We start from the raw sequence: 19,235 nt of genomic DNA, 5'->3' as shown, positions 1-19,235 counted from the left end.
CACGGGCAGTTCCCCATGGTAAGACCCACCCCGGGAGAACTGCCCGTGCACCAAGGCGTACATTCCGGACGGAGAACAGGATGGTAACCCTCTTTGGCATGGGCCTTCGGTACGCTTGGAGAGTGAGGTTGGGAGCACGCCACTGAAAAGCCCCGATGGCTTTTTCGAATATCACCCATTCTATCCGGACTTCCGACAGGGACTTTCCACGGGACCCTAAGAATACTTATCTTACTGAAGCTGTGCAATGACGACAAAGATAGACTATATAAAAAACATCAAACTAAAGATTGACAACCAAAGAATGTCAGTTCTTGTGGGAGCGGGATTCAGCAAGAATGTAAGCCCTATTTTTCCCTCATGGTGGCAACTCTTGTACGATATGACCTTATACCTGTATAAGGCTGAAATCGATGAAGCTTACGAGGATACCCTCTCTAAACTTACCGCAGGCTCTGTACTTGACACCACAAAGTTTTACGAAAATAAAGTTGGCTATTACATAACCAAGATTGGATACCTCGATATCGTCTCGGAGTTTATTGCCAGGAAAGGCTACCAAGAAGCGATTTCCGCTTATATAGAAGAAAAAACCCCTAAAATCATCAGGTCCGGTAAAAGCAGGTTTCTTGTAAACAGCATTACAGGTGTAGAGAACAGAGTAGTTCTCACGGATGCAATGCTGGCTTTACACCGGTCTCTCCTCTATCTCCCATGGAACAATATATATACCACTAATTACGATGAGATGCTGGAAGAGGCCTATGATGCCACCACAATGAAAATCATCGAAAAAGAGATTAGGGTTATCCAAGCGGAAATTGAAAACTTATTGGAAGAACAAAAAGCCGCTACTGAAGAGATAGGAAGGAAGTCCATTATAAAGCGTCTTGAGGATAAGGAGAGGGATTATTCTTTATTGCTAAGTGCTCTGACTGAATGCCTCTCGGTGGTAACAGACTCATCGCAACTGGGTTTAAAAAGAAACAAAAATATCATCAAGCTCCATGGCACCATAAGGAAAAAAGAGGATGCTTATGGTTTTGACGGAGATAATAGGAAACAATATGTAATTGCGAGGGAAGATTATGAATCCTACCCTGCAAAACATGAGGCTTTCACCCAACTAATGAGGATATCATTGCTTCAGGAGTCCTACTGCCTTATTGGGTTCTCTGGGGTAGACACAAATTTTATCGGGTGGATCAAATGGGTAAGAGACATAGTTGAGAGAGGAAAGGGAGCCAAACCAACCGCAGACTATAAAATTTATTTTATAGATGTCTCCTTAAACCCAAACCCGTTAGATGCGGACAAAGAACTATTCTTTGAAAACCACAGAGTCCTTCAACTACAAATCATGGAGGGCGCAATCATTGATTTCCTAGAGGCGGAAACGTCTACTGTGGTGGTTGACAGAAACGCACCAAGAGAAGTCCTAGGCCTTTTCTTTAAATATCTGGCAAAAAGCACCCCAATAAGCTTGCCCAATGCAGCTATTGAAGTTATTCATCAGAATAAGTATAGAAAACTCTGGGATAAGCTTGACTTGCTACCTACTTCTAAGGCGGACGTGAAGGATATCTTTAAAATTGTCAAAGATATCGCCAAATTAAAATCGCATAATAGAATCCCTTCAGTGCATTTTGCTTATGCAAACAATAAAATCAAACTACTAGCTTGGGCGGGAGTGTTTATTGAAGGTGCCGCTCAAGACGAAGCTGTCTTAAAAGACGTGCTCAAATCCATATTCATTGCACTCAGTGACACTTTCCTCACCTTCCGTTTCTCGTTGGAGAAGGCAACGGAAGATTCAATTTATGCTAATTTGCCTGATGACAGGGAACTAAGGCTGTGTTTTGACTTTTTTAAGTTGAGGGAGTGTACGCTTGCGGTAAACAGGACATCTTTTGAAAGCCTTCATGAGGCAATTAGAGCAAAATTAATAAATGGGGGTGAGGATGCCCTAACGTATGAGTCAATCCTATACTCCGCTTTCTCGTTTGATTTCAGAACCTTAAAAGAACAATTATCAGATTGGAGGCCAACTTCCCATTGGCTTCTGAAAAAAGCCGGATTACTGTCTTTTTTCCAAGAAGAGGCAGCAATTCTGCTGGTCAATGAATATATAAACAACGTCCGGTATGAACACCCGCAGGAGCACCTATATGCCCTAGAACTCCTCCAGTACCTGGAACAAAACCATCATTACGGATTCAACAAGGTTCTAAGCAACCATATAAGCCAATTTAAGAATCTGGATTTGAAGGGCGTGAAGGAGAATTTGGAATCTATCATAAAGGACGTTTCCGAAGCGCCCAAAAAGCTGGAACATTATGGGAAAAACCGCTTGCGTGTCACCACTCAAAACATCTCCCTATCGAACGATTTCACGGCTCCTCAGAAAGGCTTGCAATATTTACAGCTCTTGCTAGAATCCGGGTTGCCCGCCTCCCTTAGCAATGTACATCTCAAGAATCCGGAGGCTTGGTATAAGGTGCAACAGCTTATTTTTGAACACTACCCATTCCCCTCATTATTTTTCACCCTCCAATACTCCAACCGTGAGATTCTGAGGAGGATCGGGCAAGATTACGCGTACTCAGACCATCTACAGGATGACAATGCTATTATTTTACCCCTGCTCCTAGAAAAATTGCTACAGAAGGAGACTCCCGCCCAATACAAGAGGAGCATGGTATCTTTTATGGCAAGCCTGTTCATTGCCGTTGATCCTCCTTTATGGGAGGACAATCTCTTAGAGGTAGTCAAGGATAAAGACTTCAGGAGATCCCTTTTCGCGAACAGGCACCTTCCTGAGGTGGAGCTTCTCATGGAAGCCCTCCCATTTATTAAAAGCCGTGACGTACTCCGGTTTATTCTAAAAGAAATTTTAAACCATCATTCTGGCCATGACCAATCCATCAGCTATACTTATGGCCTTTCACAAAACCCAATATTTGAACAGGAAGGACAAAGCTTACAGGATGCAGAATTGGCCGACCATCTTAACCGGCTCATCCAGGACCTTGGGACTGAGAAAAACGCTTGGTTCTTAATTGGTAATTTAACCCCGATGCTAACCAGCGACCAAAAGGAGTCAGTCGTTAAAAAGATCCAAACCATCAACACTGACACAATTACAACTGAAAGGATATGGAAAATCTTCTTAGTCTTCGGCGAGCAGGACCCCAGAATAAAAAACAAAATAAAGAAATCGATTCTTGATAGCGTGCGACTTTGGGATGCGGGTTTCACCGCAAAAGGCTTATCATCCCAACATTCATTCATACGATTGATTAATTTAGAGAAAACACCCTATTCCCCTAACGGCATTTCCTGGTCCAAAAAAGAGGCAGAGGAAATTTTCAACAAATTGGTGGCAGAGGTCCATAAGATTGAGAATTGGCTCTCGACAAAGGGCGGACTTCATTTCCAATCGATACTGGAAGAAATGAAATACTTTCTTGAGCGTCAGGAACCTTTATTACATACCGTCCACAATTTCACAAGCCTAAAAGTAAAAATCAATCAGCTTTACGAACAGCACAAAGGATACGGCACTGTAACGGAAGGCATCATCTCCCCAGACCGCTCCCAAGTAGTTTGGGCGTTGGGAGAGCTTGACAAAATCATGCATGAAGACTTTAGAGAGGCTGAATTACCGTTGGATATCCTTTTAAACAAAGTTTTGCTTCAATCAGGCGAAGGGTTGGAGGAAAGCCTCTACTTTTTAGCGGTTTGGTTGCAGGAAAGCTCATTAAAGACAGGGCTTACCCCTTTTATCCCAAAGATGATACTGATTCTGCGGCAGTACCTGACGCATGAGCTATCAGAGCACGAAAAACCATTCGTACAGGAGCAATTGATTATGATAGCGGACACACTAAAAGATTGGGGGGCTGCAAGCCCCCATATTGACAAATGGCTGAAAGTCAAGAAATCCTCCTACTTTAACAACATCAAGAACTTAAAAACAATCAATTGAAGCAATCAAACATCTCATCATGCACCGGGATGGGTAGTTTCTTGGTCTCGCATACTACCACAGACCTACTTTATTAATAGAATATGGGATTCTACAGCGACTTGAGCGTCAGGGTAAATTTGAAAATCCATCTCATCCAGAAAAGGACCGTACTATTACTTACCAGTTCGAATTATCTGAAATTAGAATCTTAAACAATCCATTAAGGGAGATACAAATACTCAGTAATTGTATAAACCATGGTAGCCCTTAAATAAGTTAGAATTTGGCTTGCAAAGCAGGGGTGGCCTTAAGCTCAAATATTCCAAGGCCATATACCTGAAGGGTTTTCCTGAGTCACAAACCACTTTTATTAGTGTATTCTCAGAAAAGGCCATCAGTCAACCCCCCAAGTCTGACCTTTTCAGGCCTTTGCTAGGTGTTTCAAGAAATCTACCCAAGCCTGCCCTATACCCAGTGGCCCATAGAAAAAAAGAGGTTTGAAATGGATTTCCCGTTCCAGGAATGACTCTCCTTGGGTGGTAAGGGTGGGCATTGCCATGTGCCCAAACTCAAAAGGTGTACTCTTTCTTCAGGACGCAATTGCATCCGACATGGCAGGGAAGCATGGGTGGGCTGGCCTTGGGGAATATCTGAGAGCGCAGTTCCCTGGCGCGGGGGCACAGGGCGTCCTCCCGTTTCCAGTTGTGCACCAGGTAATGCTTCACATAGGCTTTGTCCTGCAAGGTCTGGACAGCGAAATTGCTGTTCCTAAACGTTTGGACCAGTAATTCCACCACCACAAACGTATAGGCCCAAGAGTCCGCCAGTTCCTGAAGGTTCAGGTGCCGGTATTTCTCTGGGAGGGGCTGTAACTTGAACAGCTCCCGCAAAGACACTTGCTCCCCAACCAGCTCCTCCAGGTTCGGCAAGGTGCAGATATGGTCAATGGCCAAGTTCTTCCTTTTGAATTCCTTCCCGGCAGGCTGCGCCAGTTGGTTGAGGTCTTTCAGGGTAAGGGTACTGAGGATCTCCGCCACCGGAATGGCGCTCCCCCGCACGGCCAACCCCAGCTCCACCAGCTTCTCAAATTTGGGCCGGTTATAATTATCGCTCTGAAGCACGCGCACTTTCTGCAGGTTATCGGCGAACCTAAGGTAGGTTCTCATGTTGTCAAACCCAAACTCTTTGATGAGTTCGTCATCGAAGGTGATGTCATGCGGCTCCTTTTCAAACAATGTACGCAAATCACAGTCGGCCTGCTCATAGACGGCCCCCAAGGCAACCTGCCGAAATTCCTCCTCTAAGTCTTCCCTGTCACGTGGGCCCGCCTGTTGCCACTCCGCTGAGTTGCGCCTGAGTTCCTCCAGTTTTTGAAGATAGACAGGACCGTATTTGGCTTTATAGGTTTCCACTTCTTTCACCCGAAGGTTATGCTCCGCGAAAAGGGAGGCAAGCTGGGTCAATTTGTTTCCACCGGTGTACTGCCCTTCCTCCTCCTCCAGCAGCTTCCTAACGGTGCGGGCCACCTGATCACTGCCGTGTACCAACGTCAGGGCAAAAGGCTTACCCGGGTTCAGCACATATTCCTTCCCTGCTTGTGTCCCTTTGTCCCCCGCCCTTGCAGGCCATGGTTCAGGTGCCTGGGCTTGAATCTTACTTGAGGCCAAGGCTGGCCCTGCCGCGCCTACCCCCATGCCACTTTCTGCCAGGGCAGCCTCCAGTTCCTCTACCTGAGCCATGACAGCTTCAAAGGAAGGGGCAGCCGCACACTGCGCCTGCAGCTCCTGCCTGGCGGTGGAAATTGACTCCATCATCTTCGCTTTCCTCCGGGTTTTAGCATCCTCCCGTTTGAGGAGCTTTATTTCCTCTGCCTGGTCCTCTAAGCCTCTGCGCAACCCATGGGACAGAGCTTGGCAATAAAACTCCGGGAGATTGAATTCCTGGGGCTTCAGGAGCAAGGCTAGCTCATGGGCATTGGGAAGGCGGTCATAGTACATGGCTTTGTACCTATCTATGGCCACCTGTACATCAGTGACGTAGCGGGGGTGTCTGTGAATGGAGGCTAGGTCCTGGCAAAGCTCCCGCAGCAAGGCATACCGGCCCTTGATAGTATCAAGGGCTTTGGAAGTGCCTATGATGCTCACCGTCTCCAAGGCCTGCACCCCCACCCGGTGCACCACCTCCGGGTGGTACCTTCCGTTTGTTACCCCAGCCTTGGAAGCCTGTGCCTTGCCTTCTTCATGCTTGGCGGCGCCCGGCTGGAAAGGCGCCTTTGTGGAAGCCTTCTTCTTGCCAAGGAAATAGAGCACCACCAATCCAAGGAGAATAAATAAGAACACAGTCATGGGAAGAAATTTAGGAGGACAGGTAAAATACTGTCTAAATTAAGGGTTTATGTGATTCCCTGGGCAGAATGACCATGCGTCATCCATCAAGTCACCGGCCCTGAAGAAAGGGCCAGCCGGTGAAAGGAAGGCAATCACCTGCAGGAAGGCTGCCCATGGCCCAGAAATAAGGATAATGGACCTCTCCCTGATAGGTTTCCCCACAGGACCCTGTGAAAAATCACGGCATCCCAGAACCCTCCGTTCCCACTATATCCTTTCTGCTGAAAATCACACCACTGGCATGTGGAAATTCCCATGGGTTGGAGACGAACCCAATAGCAGTGAAATCCTATTTTTACGGGTTGGTTCATGGAAGGCTGTCAAACCGAGGTATTGCTTCCTTACCCCTGATTGTAATTAAAGGCTTTATTCTTGGTTGCAAAGCCCCGCGTGCGGAAGCTTCACATATTTTTCCACCATTTCACTATTTCGTACCATGTCAATTTTCCCAAAGTTTCAAATCTCAAAAAGCACCTCCAACAACCAATATTACTATCGCCTAAGGGCCAAGGGGAATGGGGAAATCATCCTCAGCGGAGAAGGGTATACAACTAAGCAGTCATGTCTAGGCGGTATCGCCGCGGTCAGAGTTAATGCGCCATATGATAGCCGGTATGACCGCCGGAATGGGTTGAGTAATTTCACTTTCAATCTGAAGGCTCCAAATGGGGAGATTATTGGACGCAGTGAGAACTACACCACTTCCTCAAACCGTGAGAATGGGATAGAGGCGGTAAAGCGGGATGCCCCCAGTGCGCCGATAGAAGACTTGACCTAAAAAAATTGTCCCTGGCGTAGCCTAAATAGGTTACGCCAGGGACAATTCTGCTACGCGGCATTTGTGATGGTTTCATTGGCAACTCTGTCTATAGCTCCTGCTGAGGGCGGATTGGACTGTTTGAACAATTACCTGTAAACATGTGGCACACAGGAAGGTCTTCAGGGTTTCCGCTTTCACTCAGATTAGGAAGCAGGCCTTTCTTTGAAAAAGGAACCGTCGCCTACGCTTAAACGCTGAAGGGTTGAATTAGGGAAATGCCTCTAAAGCACTCTTGATTAATGGAATTGTAGGGGATGGCGTCTGGTCGATTGCACTTCATTGATTGCCTTTGTGCCTTTCGTGACTCTATGCATGGCAGATATGTTCAGCAGGAAGACAAGCTTGAGTTATCTGCAGCTTTCAGGAATCAAAAGGTTCTTCACAGAGGCAGCTTTGAGCATGGGCGCGGCGCTGGCCAAGGCAAGCTTTCTGGTTGTATTTCATATCAAGGACAGCAACACGGAATGAATCAACAGCAACGATCACTTTTCTGTGTAAAGCCTGAATACCCAAAGGCTCTCTTATAAAACACTGTCTAGCAAAGCATTATATCTCTATTTCACAATCGTGGTTTCCCTACAGGAACTTGCGGGAAAATTCAATTAACAGCATTCTTAACACGTTATTATAACGACTGTTTATTATTAGGGGGCGCCCCGTCAGTAGGTAAAAGTGGGACCATCTTCAGGCTTGCGTTTCACCTAATCTCGAAAGGCTTTGTTGACACGTTAGGGCATGCGCCTGCAACTTTCGATGACTTCAGAACTGTCCTGGAAGGAGTGGATGCAAATGGCAGGAAAGTCAGGATTGTGGTGAATTCAGCTACCGACTCGGTGCCCATCATCAAAGGCTTCAAGCGATTCCAAGAGGTACCTCTGATATCCTAATCAGCTCCATGCGGGACGGGGGCTCCTGGCTGAGGGGAGAATTCTTCTCCATTATGGGGCTGAGCAATGCCGGCCATACCATCATTGAAGTCCCGTTGGCGAAAGTCACGCGCAGAAGGGCCAAAGTAATCACTGGCCTCCGCTGGTATGAAGACAAATTAGATGCCCTGCTGGACCAGGTCTTTAAAAGCAGTCCCTTCGACTTGTGATTAATTAAGAGAATGGTTGAAAGGGGGAAGACTGGTCAATCGGACCATCACCCTTTTATCTTAAGGGTAAGCATCAATTCCAGAGAATATATTGAGTGATTGCCTCACTCGTCATGCACGGCGTCCCTCACCCGTACCTGCACGCTGCAAGAGGAATACCCAAAGCCCCCTGGGAAGAATACTCTCCCTCCCCAGGGCTTCGGATGCTCCTGTTTGAATTTTTAAATAGAGGTAGCTCGAGTGGTTTACTTGGTGAGGATCATGCGTTTGGTGTCCACCTCTTTGCCATCTGCATATAAACTATAGATGTACATGCCCGCGGCCAGCTCTGAGCCGTGGATGGTGACGCTCCCCTGCCCCCTTGCGGAAAGTGGCAGGGTTTTCTTCAGGCCGCCCTGCATGTCAAAGATGTAGAGCAGGGCGTTCCTGTACTCCTGCGGCAGGAAGAAATTAATGACCGTGCTCTGGGAGAAGGGATTGGGGGCGTTCTGGGATAGGAAAGCCACCGACTGGTCTACCGCCTGAATGTCCTGGCCGGCGCTGGGGCTTCCTGTTCTCAGAGTACTGGTGCTGGAAAGCTTGCCCTCTAGCTTGGCCACGGTCTTCTGTAACGTCTCTATCTGAGCCTGCTGCTCTTTCAGCCCCTCCACTAGCACCGGGATGATGCCAATGTAGTTAACGCTCAGGTAGCCATCGGCGTCCGCTTCCACAAGGTCTGGCAATATTTTCTGCATGTCTTGAGCGATAAAGCCCAACTGCTTCTTTGCTTGTTTCTTCTGCTGCTCAAATGCCTCTAAGTTGGCTTTATCCTTTATCTCCTTACCGGATGGGCTGCCACCCATGACGCCTGTGGCTGCTGATGGCTTTTCAGCCGAGGAGGATACCAGGGAGGAATTGAAATCATAGCTGACGCCCTCGAGCTTTCTGAGTAACCCCATCGCACCGTTCAGCCGAGTCACATTGGATTTGTAGCGCCCGTCTGACTGGAGCAAAAGCCCTTGGGCATACACTGGGCAGCTGAATTCGAACTTGTTTCCGTTGGCAAGGTTGTATGACCCAATCGTTTGGATTGCCCCGCCACTGCCGTAGGTGAGAAATACCCCGTTCTTGCCATGCAACCACAGCTTGTCAGTGTCCGGGTCTGTCTCATACTCATACTCCCCTACAAAAACATTCATCCCAAAATTGAATGAACCGAAGTCACCGAACGCCAATTTGGCCCCTGCCCGATAGTCTCCGAGTTTACCGAAGACATGACCTGATAATAAATCTGATGGATCTGACACCAAGTTAGGCTCTGGCCCGAGTATCAACTTGCCCGAGGCGGTCTTTACCTTAAGTTGCGCCGTTGCCTCAAAAGCCAGGCCAGAGAGCAAAATCGCAGTTGCCAGCGTGTATAGTTTCTTCATAAATTAAGTTGATGTTCTGTTTATGGTTTTGTTATGATTATTGTTTCTTGATTTCCAATCCTGCCCCGGCCTTCACCTCAAAGCCACCCTCCAAGACAACCTCTTCCACCGCTTTCAAGACAAGCGTGGCATTGGGATTCACTATCACAGGGCCCTGTGGTCTGGCGGTGGTCACCGCCTCCCCTGCTTTAATGATAAGGCTGGAGAAAGCGGAGTTGACCGTGAACAGCTCGTTCTGGATGTAGAGCGTGCCGCTGTTCACCTTGCCGTTACCGGTGAAAGCAATGGCATTCGCAGAGGTGAGGCAATAATTCGGATTGGGGATGGCGGTGGTATTCACCCCCAACAAGCTTCCCGTGTGCAGGTTAATGACGTTGACTTCATCTTGCAGGGTAATCTGGGCGGTGCTGCTGACACAAAGAAAACCGCCGCTCTCTACTGAAATGCGCCCATTGCCGGTGACGCTGACTACCGCGTTGGGCGGCATGACTAACGTCCCCCCGCTTTTGACCACAATGCGGTAATTGGAGACATTGGAGTTTCCTATCTCCAGAATCCCCCCATTGTAAACCACAATTTCTTGGTTCTGAGAAGTAAGGCTAGTTGACAGGGTTCCTCCTAAAATCAGTTTGCCGCCGGTCTTGATGGCAATTTGACCATTATTCAATGTCAATGCACCCGCATTGGAGGAGAGCAAATTGACGGTTGTGTTCTCCATCTCCAGGAACGCCCCGGAGTTCAACAAAAATTCACTTCCAGCCGCCAAAGTCAATAAGCTTCCTTCTTTGAGGAAAAACTTAGCATTGTCCTTTAGTTGCACCTTGGCACCAGAGTGTACCAGGAACTCACTTGCCTGCTGCACGGAAACAGTGGAGTTGGCCTCTTGGTGAAAAATGCTTCCAGTGGCACAGGTAAAGACAGTTGGGTTGATGAAATCATTTGCGCCTGTCTTTGTATGGCGATTAGGGGTGCCGCTCTTATTTATAGTTAATGTGTTGTTCGATTTGACATTGATGTCGTAATCGGAAGGGGCTCCATCGACATTGTTAAGGACTATGTCTCCCGTGAATCGCTGGTTATTCTTGATGTCCGTATCTGTGTAACTGATTTCGATGTCATATTCCTCCCCTGCATTCTTCCCGCCAGCATCAGGCCTTTTAGCAATAATCCTCACCGATAGTCCATTCAGGTAGACGGGGGTAAGGCGGAAAGTGTTTGCTTCATAGGTCTGGAATGGTATAATGACAGTGTTATGGGTGATTCCCGCCCCTTGCCCTATTTGGTTGAAGCTAATCGAGGTAGAGCCGGGCACATTGGGATCATAAGCACCGTAAAAACCGTAGGTCCAGCTATTTTCCTTTTTAATAATGGGAACACCTTCAAACCCCCTACCACCAAAAGGTTTATTTGCTTCAGGGTTATAAAACAAAATACTCTCATTGTAAGCAGTACTTACATCGTGGTTGCCAATAAACCATCCATTGTCTGAAGCCCCGCTGACAGGGTTTGGAACTTGCAACAGTGGCAAAGTAGACACATAGCTACCATAGAATGAAGTTTCTCTGATAGTATATAAAATGGATGAATAGTCGAAATTACCCGCGCCATGCAATTGTCTTATGCTATTAGCCTTGTTCCAAACTAAATTTATGTCAGGGTTGGAACGGGAGGGGCCAAGATCTGAAATAAACATATGCAGTCCAGGTAATGCCTCCGGTATGGCTTGACCATGGGTGTTGTGCAAAAACAAGGAGCGCTTATCAAAGATGTTAATCATCTGCCTGTTCTCCACCCAAAGATATTGGACAGGATTGGTGTGGGGGATGGCAATTCTAACGGGTTCCTTATAGCTGAGAAAGTCACGGATCGTCACTGTTTTTGTGGTAGAGGACTTAGCAATATCTTTGTCAGGTGCTAAATCCAACCAGCCTAGGTACCATGACTCCCAAGCATTGGCACTGGAGGTCATTTCCCCATAATTCACAAGACTGGAAATTGAACTTACTGAGAAGCGTTTACCGATCACCCCGTTCTGACCGGAGAAATGGGGGCTGCTGAACAGCTCATGGGCTAGCTCATGGATGAACAGCTGCTTCCAATGCGCCATGCCTTGCTGAGCACCTGTCATAAAAGTAAAACCGGCACCATCAAAACTATAACTGCTTGAATTGGTGCCTTGGATAGTAACAGGTTGGTCAGTGTCCAATATAGAATATCCATCAGCAAGCCAGGGTATTGGCCAACCTAGGTGGGGGGGATTTCTCCAGTCAGATTTTAATCTGTAGACGATTATGACATAATCTGGTTTTAAGTCAGCAGAGGAGGTGCTGTTATCAGAAGCGAAATTAGGGTGGTTCTTTCTCTTGTCATATTGTGACCAATCTATTTGGCCATCATACAACTGCTTCACTTTTTCCAAAACCCTCCTGTTTGCCACTGAGAACCCCCCGGAGAGATCCGTCGGATCTATATTAATCCGGACAGGGGTTTGGGAGCCCGGGTCTTTGAGTATGTCTGCCGTGACCCTAAACTGCCCGTTTGACATTTCGTAGAAAAAACGAGATATTGAAGTATTGGAGGGGTCGTTGTTATTAGGAAACTGGGAATTGCTGGAAAAGAAAAAATTATCCAATGCGCCTCCATTGCTGCTGTCAAAATCTTTAGGTATTGCGGTAGCAGGGAAGGCTGGCCAAAGGTCAGCTTGCTGCGTTCCTTGAGAACCCTCAAACCCTGCGAAAATAATAAGGAATTTTATGTCTCCTTTCGGGGTGAAGACTTTCCCATTCCTTGAATCAGGGTTAGCCAAAAGCCCTATTTGGTTGGATTGCGAGACGGGGTTAACGTTATAGCCACAAACAAGCCCCCCCATCTCCTGAGCCAAAGAATTTAAGTATATTAGAAATAAAAAACATAAAATTAAAATGCTTCTTTGGTTCATAGTTTCGATTTATTGCAGGGTATTATCCTAGTTTATTAGAAGCCTATAAGTTTTTAGATAATTTTCGGTATTGGATACTTTAATTAAATATACCCCGTGGCGTAAGGGAAGCAACGTCCCTATCTTGATTTCTGAGGTATTCCTAAAGCTTGATTCATAACAGAGTTTACCCACCTGATCATAAATTTGAATCCTGCCAGAAAAAGCTTTGGCAAAAGTCATGACAGCTTTACCGTCACTGCTTGGATTGGGATATAGGGAAGCTTCTGCACTGGCATGGCCGGAGTCCTTGGTGGAGCTAAGTATCACACCCTGTGGGTCTGTCTTTACCAACCGAACCTCATCACCCCGTTGCAGTAAGAGCACGACGCTTCCATCCGGCGTTACTTCTTGTGCCTTTAGCTGCGCACCTTCCATTTCTGGGTAGTAATGTTTCCAGACTTGGTTACCGACTCTATCAAGTCTCAATAGGAAAAGGGATCTGGTAGAGGGGCCAGACGGATAAGAGCCCGATACTAGGATATCGCCCCCAAACAGCATTTTTGGGGATTGTGGCGTAGGTGCATTCCGGGTCTCGCCAGAAGCCAGAGAGAAAAAGCTTTCCGGAATAAACGCGAGTGGGTCTGGGGTGTCGGCAAAGATATAAAACCCACCCACACCATCTACAATGCCCTCAGTCAGGATTTCCCCGTTAGGTATGGCTGACAGTAAGGCGTGATCCTTAAGGCCTTGAATAGTGATCCCGCTCCTGTCTATGATTTTGTGAAAGATGGGGTATTCAAGCGGGGATGAACCTTTGACGTAGCCAGTGTTCAGGAAAAGGTCCCCCGCAGCGGTAGAGACGAATTCCAAATGGGGGGGGAACCATGTAAAAATCTCAAGGCCATTCTCCCGAACGAAGTTTCCCCGTTCGTCGTATTCCTCCAATAGAAAAGGGGCTCCTTCCTCTTGGTTTGGTCTGATCCCAAAGACACGGTCACCCTCCGGACTGCCATGCAGGTATCTCAAGTTGGAGCCGAGCGTGCCCAGAAAATATTCGGTATAAATTGAGTCCCCTGTCTGGATGCCCAAACGCTGTACAAAGGCTACCCCTTCCGAATTCGGGCCCTGGGTCGCCTGATAGCCTCCCCCCAGAACCCAAATATCCCCGTTTCCCATTTCATTGAGAGCCTGGATACTGTTGTGTACCATGCCCGCCCGCGGTTGTGTGGGACGTGACCAAAGCAACTGGCCTTGACCTGTGAACTTGGAGATGTAGGCCATTTGGGGATTTCCCTCTCCTTTCAAACCCAGTACAATGAAGCCTCCGTCCCTCGTGGCCAGTAATTTTATAGCTGATTGGTTCTCCGGCACAACTCGGTTCCAACTCTTCTGGGCCTGGGCAAAAAATGGGGAGAGAAGCAATAGAAATAGCAAGCGTATTTTCATACTGGGGGATTAAATAAAAATTAATTTGACACGGAGACAACTGCAGCAAAAACCAGAATTCCAGTAGGAGAAGAACAGAAATGTCGCGTGTTTAGGGCTATAGAGTAAATCAAAAAAATATAAGCTATCTTTTTAGGTGGATTATATATGATTTGTTATATATAACTATAAGTCAGCAAATTAGGACACCTAGTTATGGATTGTATTTCAGGACTCCAATTAAATTTACTTTGGAAGCTAAAATCCTCCAAAAAAACTCTTGACGCATCCCTTACTGGGAAACTGTTTCCTTATTAGCATGATTTTGTTAAAGGCTCATCATCGATTCCTATGATGAGCCATCCAGATATAGACTTTGAGTACCATAAATTCTAGCTCTGGGATTAGAAGATCACATGGGGCTAGACTGTACGGGTCCAAATGGTAGTTAACCGGAGCCTGTTCTCACCTTCACCAAAGGTAAATTTTCCTTTAACATTTCCGCGGTGTGATTTTTCACACTTTCTCCAAAGGTTAGGGCGTTTCTCAACCCGTGTATCCCTATATGATACTGTTGATGCTTTTTGGCCATAAGCGATTCCCTGCCATTACTTAAAGGTATCCCTTGCCTGTCAGTCCGTTCCAGTCTCACTTCCTCCCTCTCTTCTGAGTGCCTTGATGCTCCCTCTATCAAATGCTGCTTTTGGCCTGATTGACCCGTGAAAAATCACAGCAGGCCTTAGAGCCTGTCCGCTTACTATTCTTTCTATCTTTGGTAATTGCCCATTCCGCCTCCCTATCGGTTCCGGTATTTGTAGTAAACCATAGTCCCTCAGCGGACCGCTGTCTATTGGCAATCAGGAAAGTTATTGCCATACGATCGGATGTCTCGGCTGTTCTTGGCTACTGGTTGCCTAGGAAGCCCTCTGTCTGAGAGAACATGCGACTGTTGTGGAGGAAGGCCCAGGCCCTCCTGTTGGAGTTAAACCATTTACACCCTTTTATGAAAAAACTTTTACTGATCGCTGTAGTATGCATTTTCACCCTTTCCGGTATTTATGCCCAGGAGAAGAAAACTGACCAAAGCAAGGCGGATCTATTTTCAGCTAAGTCTGGGACCCTGATCGAGAAAGAGTTCCTGGACGTCGGGAAGGTCAAGGGCGTGGAGGTGCAGGTAATCGTTCTGAAAGATCTTATCCATGCCGCCAAGACAAGCGCGGTCAGGTTCGCCGCCGTGACGGGCAGCGGTTACTCCGCAGGCACAAAGATAGGCTCTGTGGATGCGGATGAACTCGAAGGCCTCATCAAATCGATCAAGTTGATCCAGTCCAGCCTGCTGCCCAGCTCCCCGGCCAATTACACAGAGGTCTCCTTTACTAGCAGAGGAGGGTTTGAGGCAGGTTGCTATTACAGCCAGGACAAAAAAAAGTGGTCCGCCTACCTGAAACTGTCAAAGTTTGACTCCAACTCCATGGTGTTCATGAGCCCGGAGGAGCTGGTGCAGGTGCTGGCCCTGTTGGAGCTGGCAAAGGCGAAATTGGTTTAATCAGCTTTCCCTTACAAAAGTGAAACTACGGGCAAAATGGAAAAGGAATTCACCTTGTATTCCCATTACCCAACTATTCCAACCACTTAAAGCAACCCTTCTGGTTCTACTTACAAAGACAAACAGCATTTTATCACTTCCTGCAGTGCAAAGAATAATAACGTATGGAAAGCTTAAGACCTGGCGATTGTCAGAAATGTTAAGAAGGCAAACTTATATACACATATTCCTGAGCAGTGTAATAAAAAGGCCATGCCGAAGCCATATGCCTTTAAGGACAGGGTGGTATTCTTAATTTCCTGGTGGAATAGGAATGGGGAGCCAGGGCAAATCATAAAAGAATATATCGTGGGAAGATACACCGAAGTTCTAACGGTGTATTTAAGAGAGTACTTTGAATGGCTGGAAACAAATAAATAGAAAGTTGAAAGCTTAGGTCTTTATTATTCCCTTAAAAAGTTATTAGGCAGGATTTACAGAAATGCTATGAAAGCACTATTAGACACAAATATTCTTATCCATAGAGAGGCCGCCGTTGTAAGAAATGAAGATATAGGCCAATTATTCAGCTGGCTGGATAAACTCCGCCTCCAGAAGGTTATTCATCCCATTTCAGTAGAAGAAATCAATAGACATGGGGAAGAAAAAGTGAAAAAATCTTTTGCCATCAAACTGAGCAGCTATCACCTCATTAAAGCACTTGCTCCAATCCATGCAGAGGTGACAAAGGTCTCTAAAAAGCTGGACCACACGCCTAATGATATCAATGATTCCCAGATTCTTAATGAGGTATTTACGGGCAGGGTAGATATACTTATTTCTGAAGACAAAAGAATACATCTTAAAGCGAGTGAATTAGGGATCTCAGACCGTGTTTTCAAGATTGAGAAGTTTATTGAAAAGTGTTTGGCAGAACATCCTGAGCTGACAGACTATAAGGTGCTGGCTGTTAAAAAAGAGCTCTTTGGACATATAGAATTGCAAGATGAATTCTTTGATTCTTTCAGAAGCGACTATGACAACTTTGATGGTTGGTTTAATAGAAAAGCAGACGAGATAGCCTATGTATGTTATGCTGACGGCAAAATTTGCGCATTCCTTTTCTTAAAGACTGAAGGGACAAATGAGCCTTACTCTGATATGACTCCTCCGCTACCCCCTAAAAAAAGACTGAAAATTGGCACATTTAAAGTGACCTTAACAGGTTTTAAACTGGGGGAACGTTTTCTTAAGATAATTTTTGACAATGCTCTCTCAAGGGGAGTAGATGAAATCTATGTCACTATTTTCCCAAAACGTCCGGAGCAGCAAAGGTTGATAGACCTCCTATCTGAGTGGGGGTTTGTATTATGGGGTGTTAAGAAAACGAAGACAGCAGAAACAGTGGAGGAAGAAAACGTTTACGTCCGCAATTTCCGGCCACACGTAGACCATAGCAATCCAAAATTTTCTTTCCCTTATATTTCAAGAAGAGGGAAAGCTTACATTGTTCCAATTTACCCAGAATACCATACAGAACTTTTCCCAGACTCTATTCTAAACAATGAATCAAGACAAGACTTTGTTGAAAATGAGCCACATAGAAATGCATTAAGCAAGTCATACATTTCCCATTCCTATATCAGGAACTTCAAAAAAGGAGATGTCATCATTTTTTATAGGACCGGGGGATATCATAAAAGTGTGGTGACCACAATCGCAATTGTGGAGGAAGTGCTAGCCCCAGTTGCAAGTGCGGCGGATTTAATTAAAATTTGTCGAAAAAGGACTGTTCTTACAGAAACAGAACTTATGGCATATTGGGACCGAAACCCCAAAAACAGGCCGTTTGTTGTCAACTTCCTCTATACCTACTCATTTCCAAAGAGGCCGAACATGGCAAGGCTCATTGATTTAGGTGTGCTTGGGGGCGTTGATGATGCACCGCGCACTTTCACCCAAATTTCTTGGGAGAAGGTTGACCACATATTAAAAGCCTCTGAAAGTAATGAAAGTATTATTATCGATTAAACCTGAATATGCAGATAAGATTTTTGAAGGCGAAAAACGGTATGAGTATCGGAAGACTCTTTTTAAAAACACCTCCATCACTACCATTATCGTTTACGCCTCCTCACCTGTTCAAAAGGTGATTGGTGAATTTGAAATCAAAACAATTTTAAAAGGGGACAAGGAAGAACTATGGCAAAGGACCAAAAAACATTCAGGTATCTCAAAATGCTTCTTTGATACATACTTTGAAGGCAAACATGAGGCCAATGCCATTGAGATTAAATGCGTAAAGAAATACAAGCAGCCAAAATGCCTGAAAGATGACTTCAATATCCATTTTGCACCGCAGTCCTTTCTTTATTTGCATGACCTAGGGTGAATAAAAGGTGTAAAAAAGCTTATTTCACTAAGTTTAGAGTTGAACAACATAACCAAAAGAATAAGTGTTAATTAATCTTTGATGGTCTGAGAGAAAATCTCTTACTTCTTAAACTGTGTCCTAAAAGCCTGTTACAATGCCCCGCAAGATAAGATCAGACATAACCATTGGAAACCTTGAGAAGAAACTGGGGCTTGACAAGGGAGCCATCAGGAATCCAGATGGTTCAGATGCAAGAAGTGACAAGAAGCTCGGCACGTTGAGAGAGGAGTACCAACAGCAGTTTGGTGGCCCACCGGTGCGTAAAAGCAAAACCGCTCCCAAGACAGCTGTTAATGCTAAAAATAAAGCAGCAGCCAAGAAACCTAAAGGGGCACCGTCCGCAAAAAAGGCAACCCCAAAGCGCAAAAAGTAGGTCATCATGGCTAGTGGAATAAAAACTAAAAGGTCCTCCCGCAGGAAGCGTGAAAAACATGGGGATTATGATTTCAATGTGTTCATCAATTGTCCTTTTGATGATGAATTCAAACCACTTTTCCACGCTATCGTTTTCACCCTTCATGACTGTGGCTTTATAGCCCGGTGTGCCTTGGAGGGTAGTTCACAGAACATCAGATTTTCAAGAATTCTGGATATTATAGGGGAATGCCGCTATGGCATACATGATCTGTCTAGAATAAGCCTTGAGGCCAACGTTATGCCCCGGAACAACATGCCACTGGAGCTTGGCGTCTTTATTGGGTGCCGGGAGTTCGGCACGGCCTATGACTATGAAAAGGAATACCTTGTTTTAGACAGTGTCCCTCACCGCTATAAGGAACACATCACAGATTTAGGCGGGGAAGACCCAAGTATTCACTTCAACAGTCCCAAAGAAGCCATCAAATGTGTACGGGACTGGATATTGCACCGGGCGCCTCCAGTTGAAAGAAAGCTTATCCCTAGTCCTAGTATACTCTTTGAACGTTTAACACTCTTTTTTGCCCAGGCTCCACTTCTTTGTTCAGAGAGAGGTTTAGTATTTGAAGAGCTGCAATTTTCAGAATATGTGGAGCTGGTAACTGAATGGATCATCAGTGCACGCGAGAAAATGGAGAACTTTGACAGGCTGGCGGCAATGGCTACAAAATGATGTGAAATTGGGATTATTTAGTCATCATTGCCAGATTTTCTGAGAGGCTTACTTTGCTGGATTTATGGAATTGAGCAAATACGAATCATTTACCCTGCTTTTGTCACTGAGGGGCTTCCAAACAAACTTTGGTTTATAAGTGACTAATGGATTTAAAGG

At 45.9% G+C, this 19,235-nt stretch carries 13 protein-coding genes; 9 read left to right on the top strand and 4 right to left on the bottom strand.

Annotated features, from left to right (window positions below):
- Positions 1-247 precede the first annotated feature (247 nt).
- Positions 248-3,988, top strand: a complete 3,741-nt coding sequence (locus tag IMY23_RS14655) for an SIR2 family protein (RefSeq protein WP_192822809.1) — start codon at positions 248-250, stop codon at positions 3,986-3,988.
- 551 nt (positions 3,989-4,539) lie between these two features.
- Here the strand turns inward: IMY23_RS14655 and IMY23_RS14650 are convergent.
- Positions 4,540-6,315, bottom strand: a complete 1,776-nt coding sequence (locus IMY23_RS14650) for a hypothetical protein (RefSeq protein WP_192822808.1) — start codon at positions 6,313-6,315, stop codon at positions 4,540-4,542.
- Between the two features lie 478 nt (positions 6,316-6,793).
- Between IMY23_RS14650 and IMY23_RS14645 the strand changes: the two genes are divergently transcribed.
- The 3 genes from IMY23_RS14645 (at position 6,794) to IMY23_RS14635 (ending at position 8,273) form a co-directional block, all read left to right on the top strand.
- Positions 6,794-7,135 (top strand): YegP family protein, encoded by a 342-nt coding sequence (locus IMY23_RS14645; RefSeq protein ID WP_192822807.1) that lies wholly within the window; start codon positions 6,794-6,796, stop codon positions 7,133-7,135.
- A gap of 354 nt (positions 7,136-7,489) precedes the next feature.
- Positions 7,490-7,645: a hypothetical protein gene (locus tag IMY23_RS14640; RefSeq protein ID WP_192822806.1), complete on the top strand. Its 156-nt coding sequence runs from the start codon at positions 7,490-7,492 to the stop codon at positions 7,643-7,645.
- A 427-nt stretch (positions 7,646-8,072) separates the two neighbouring features.
- Positions 8,073-8,273 (top strand): hypothetical protein, encoded by a 201-nt coding sequence (locus tag IMY23_RS14635; protein ID WP_192822805.1) that lies wholly within the window; start codon positions 8,073-8,075, stop codon positions 8,271-8,273.
- Between the two features lie 245 nt (positions 8,274-8,518).
- Here the strand turns inward: IMY23_RS14635 and IMY23_RS14630 are convergent, their stop codons facing one another.
- From IMY23_RS14630 to IMY23_RS14620, 3 genes are read right to left on the bottom strand one after another with little or no spacing between them, the layout of a single operon-like run.
- Entirely contained in the window at positions 8,519-9,682 is a 1,164-nt protein-coding gene (locus IMY23_RS14630) for a tail fiber domain-containing protein (protein WP_192822804.1), read from the bottom strand.
- Positions 9,683-9,719: 37 nt separating this feature from the next.
- Positions 9,720-12,620, bottom strand: coding sequence for a hypothetical protein (locus IMY23_RS14625; RefSeq protein WP_192822803.1), 2,901 nt, complete (start codon positions 12,618-12,620; stop codon positions 9,720-9,722).
- Between the two features lie 27 nt (positions 12,621-12,647).
- Entirely contained in the window at positions 12,648-14,048 is a 1,401-nt protein-coding gene (locus IMY23_RS14620) for a T9SS type A sorting domain-containing protein (protein WP_192822802.1), read from the bottom strand.
- 982 nt (positions 14,049-15,030) lie between these two features.
- Between IMY23_RS14620 and IMY23_RS14615 the strand changes: the two genes are divergently transcribed.
- The 5 genes from IMY23_RS14615 (at position 15,031) to IMY23_RS14595 (ending at position 19,076) form a co-directional block, all read left to right on the top strand.
- A complete protein-coding gene (locus IMY23_RS14615) occupies positions 15,031-15,573 on the top strand; it encodes a hypothetical protein (protein ID WP_192822801.1) in 543 nt (180 codons plus the stop codon).
- A gap of 486 nt (positions 15,574-16,059) precedes the next feature.
- Entirely contained in the window at positions 16,060-17,583 is a 1,524-nt protein-coding gene (locus IMY23_RS14610; RefSeq protein WP_192822800.1) for a PIN domain-containing protein, read from the top strand.
- A complete protein-coding gene (locus IMY23_RS14605) occupies positions 17,561-17,944 on the top strand; it encodes an ASCH domain-containing protein (protein WP_192822799.1) in 384 nt (127 codons plus the stop codon). The genes IMY23_RS14610 and IMY23_RS14605 overlap by 23 nt, the downstream gene beginning before the upstream one ends.
- Positions 17,945-18,080: 136 nt before the next feature.
- A complete protein-coding gene (locus IMY23_RS14600) occupies positions 18,081-18,359 on the top strand; it encodes a hypothetical protein (RefSeq protein ID WP_192823843.1) in 279 nt (92 codons plus the stop codon).
- A gap of 6 nt (positions 18,360-18,365) precedes the next feature.
- Positions 18,366-19,076, top strand: coding sequence for a hypothetical protein (locus IMY23_RS14595; RefSeq protein ID WP_192822798.1), 711 nt, complete (start codon positions 18,366-18,368; stop codon positions 19,074-19,076).
- The last annotated feature ends 159 nt before the right edge of the window (positions 19,077-19,235 follow it).

It is taken from the genome of Rufibacter sp. LB8 (assembly GCF_014876185.1).
In the GTDB taxonomy this organism is placed as follows: Bacteria; Bacteroidota; Bacteroidia; order Cytophagales; family Hymenobacteraceae; genus Nibribacter.
Note: the sequence above shows the minus strand (reverse complement) of the source record. Positions and strands in the feature narration are given on the sequence as shown.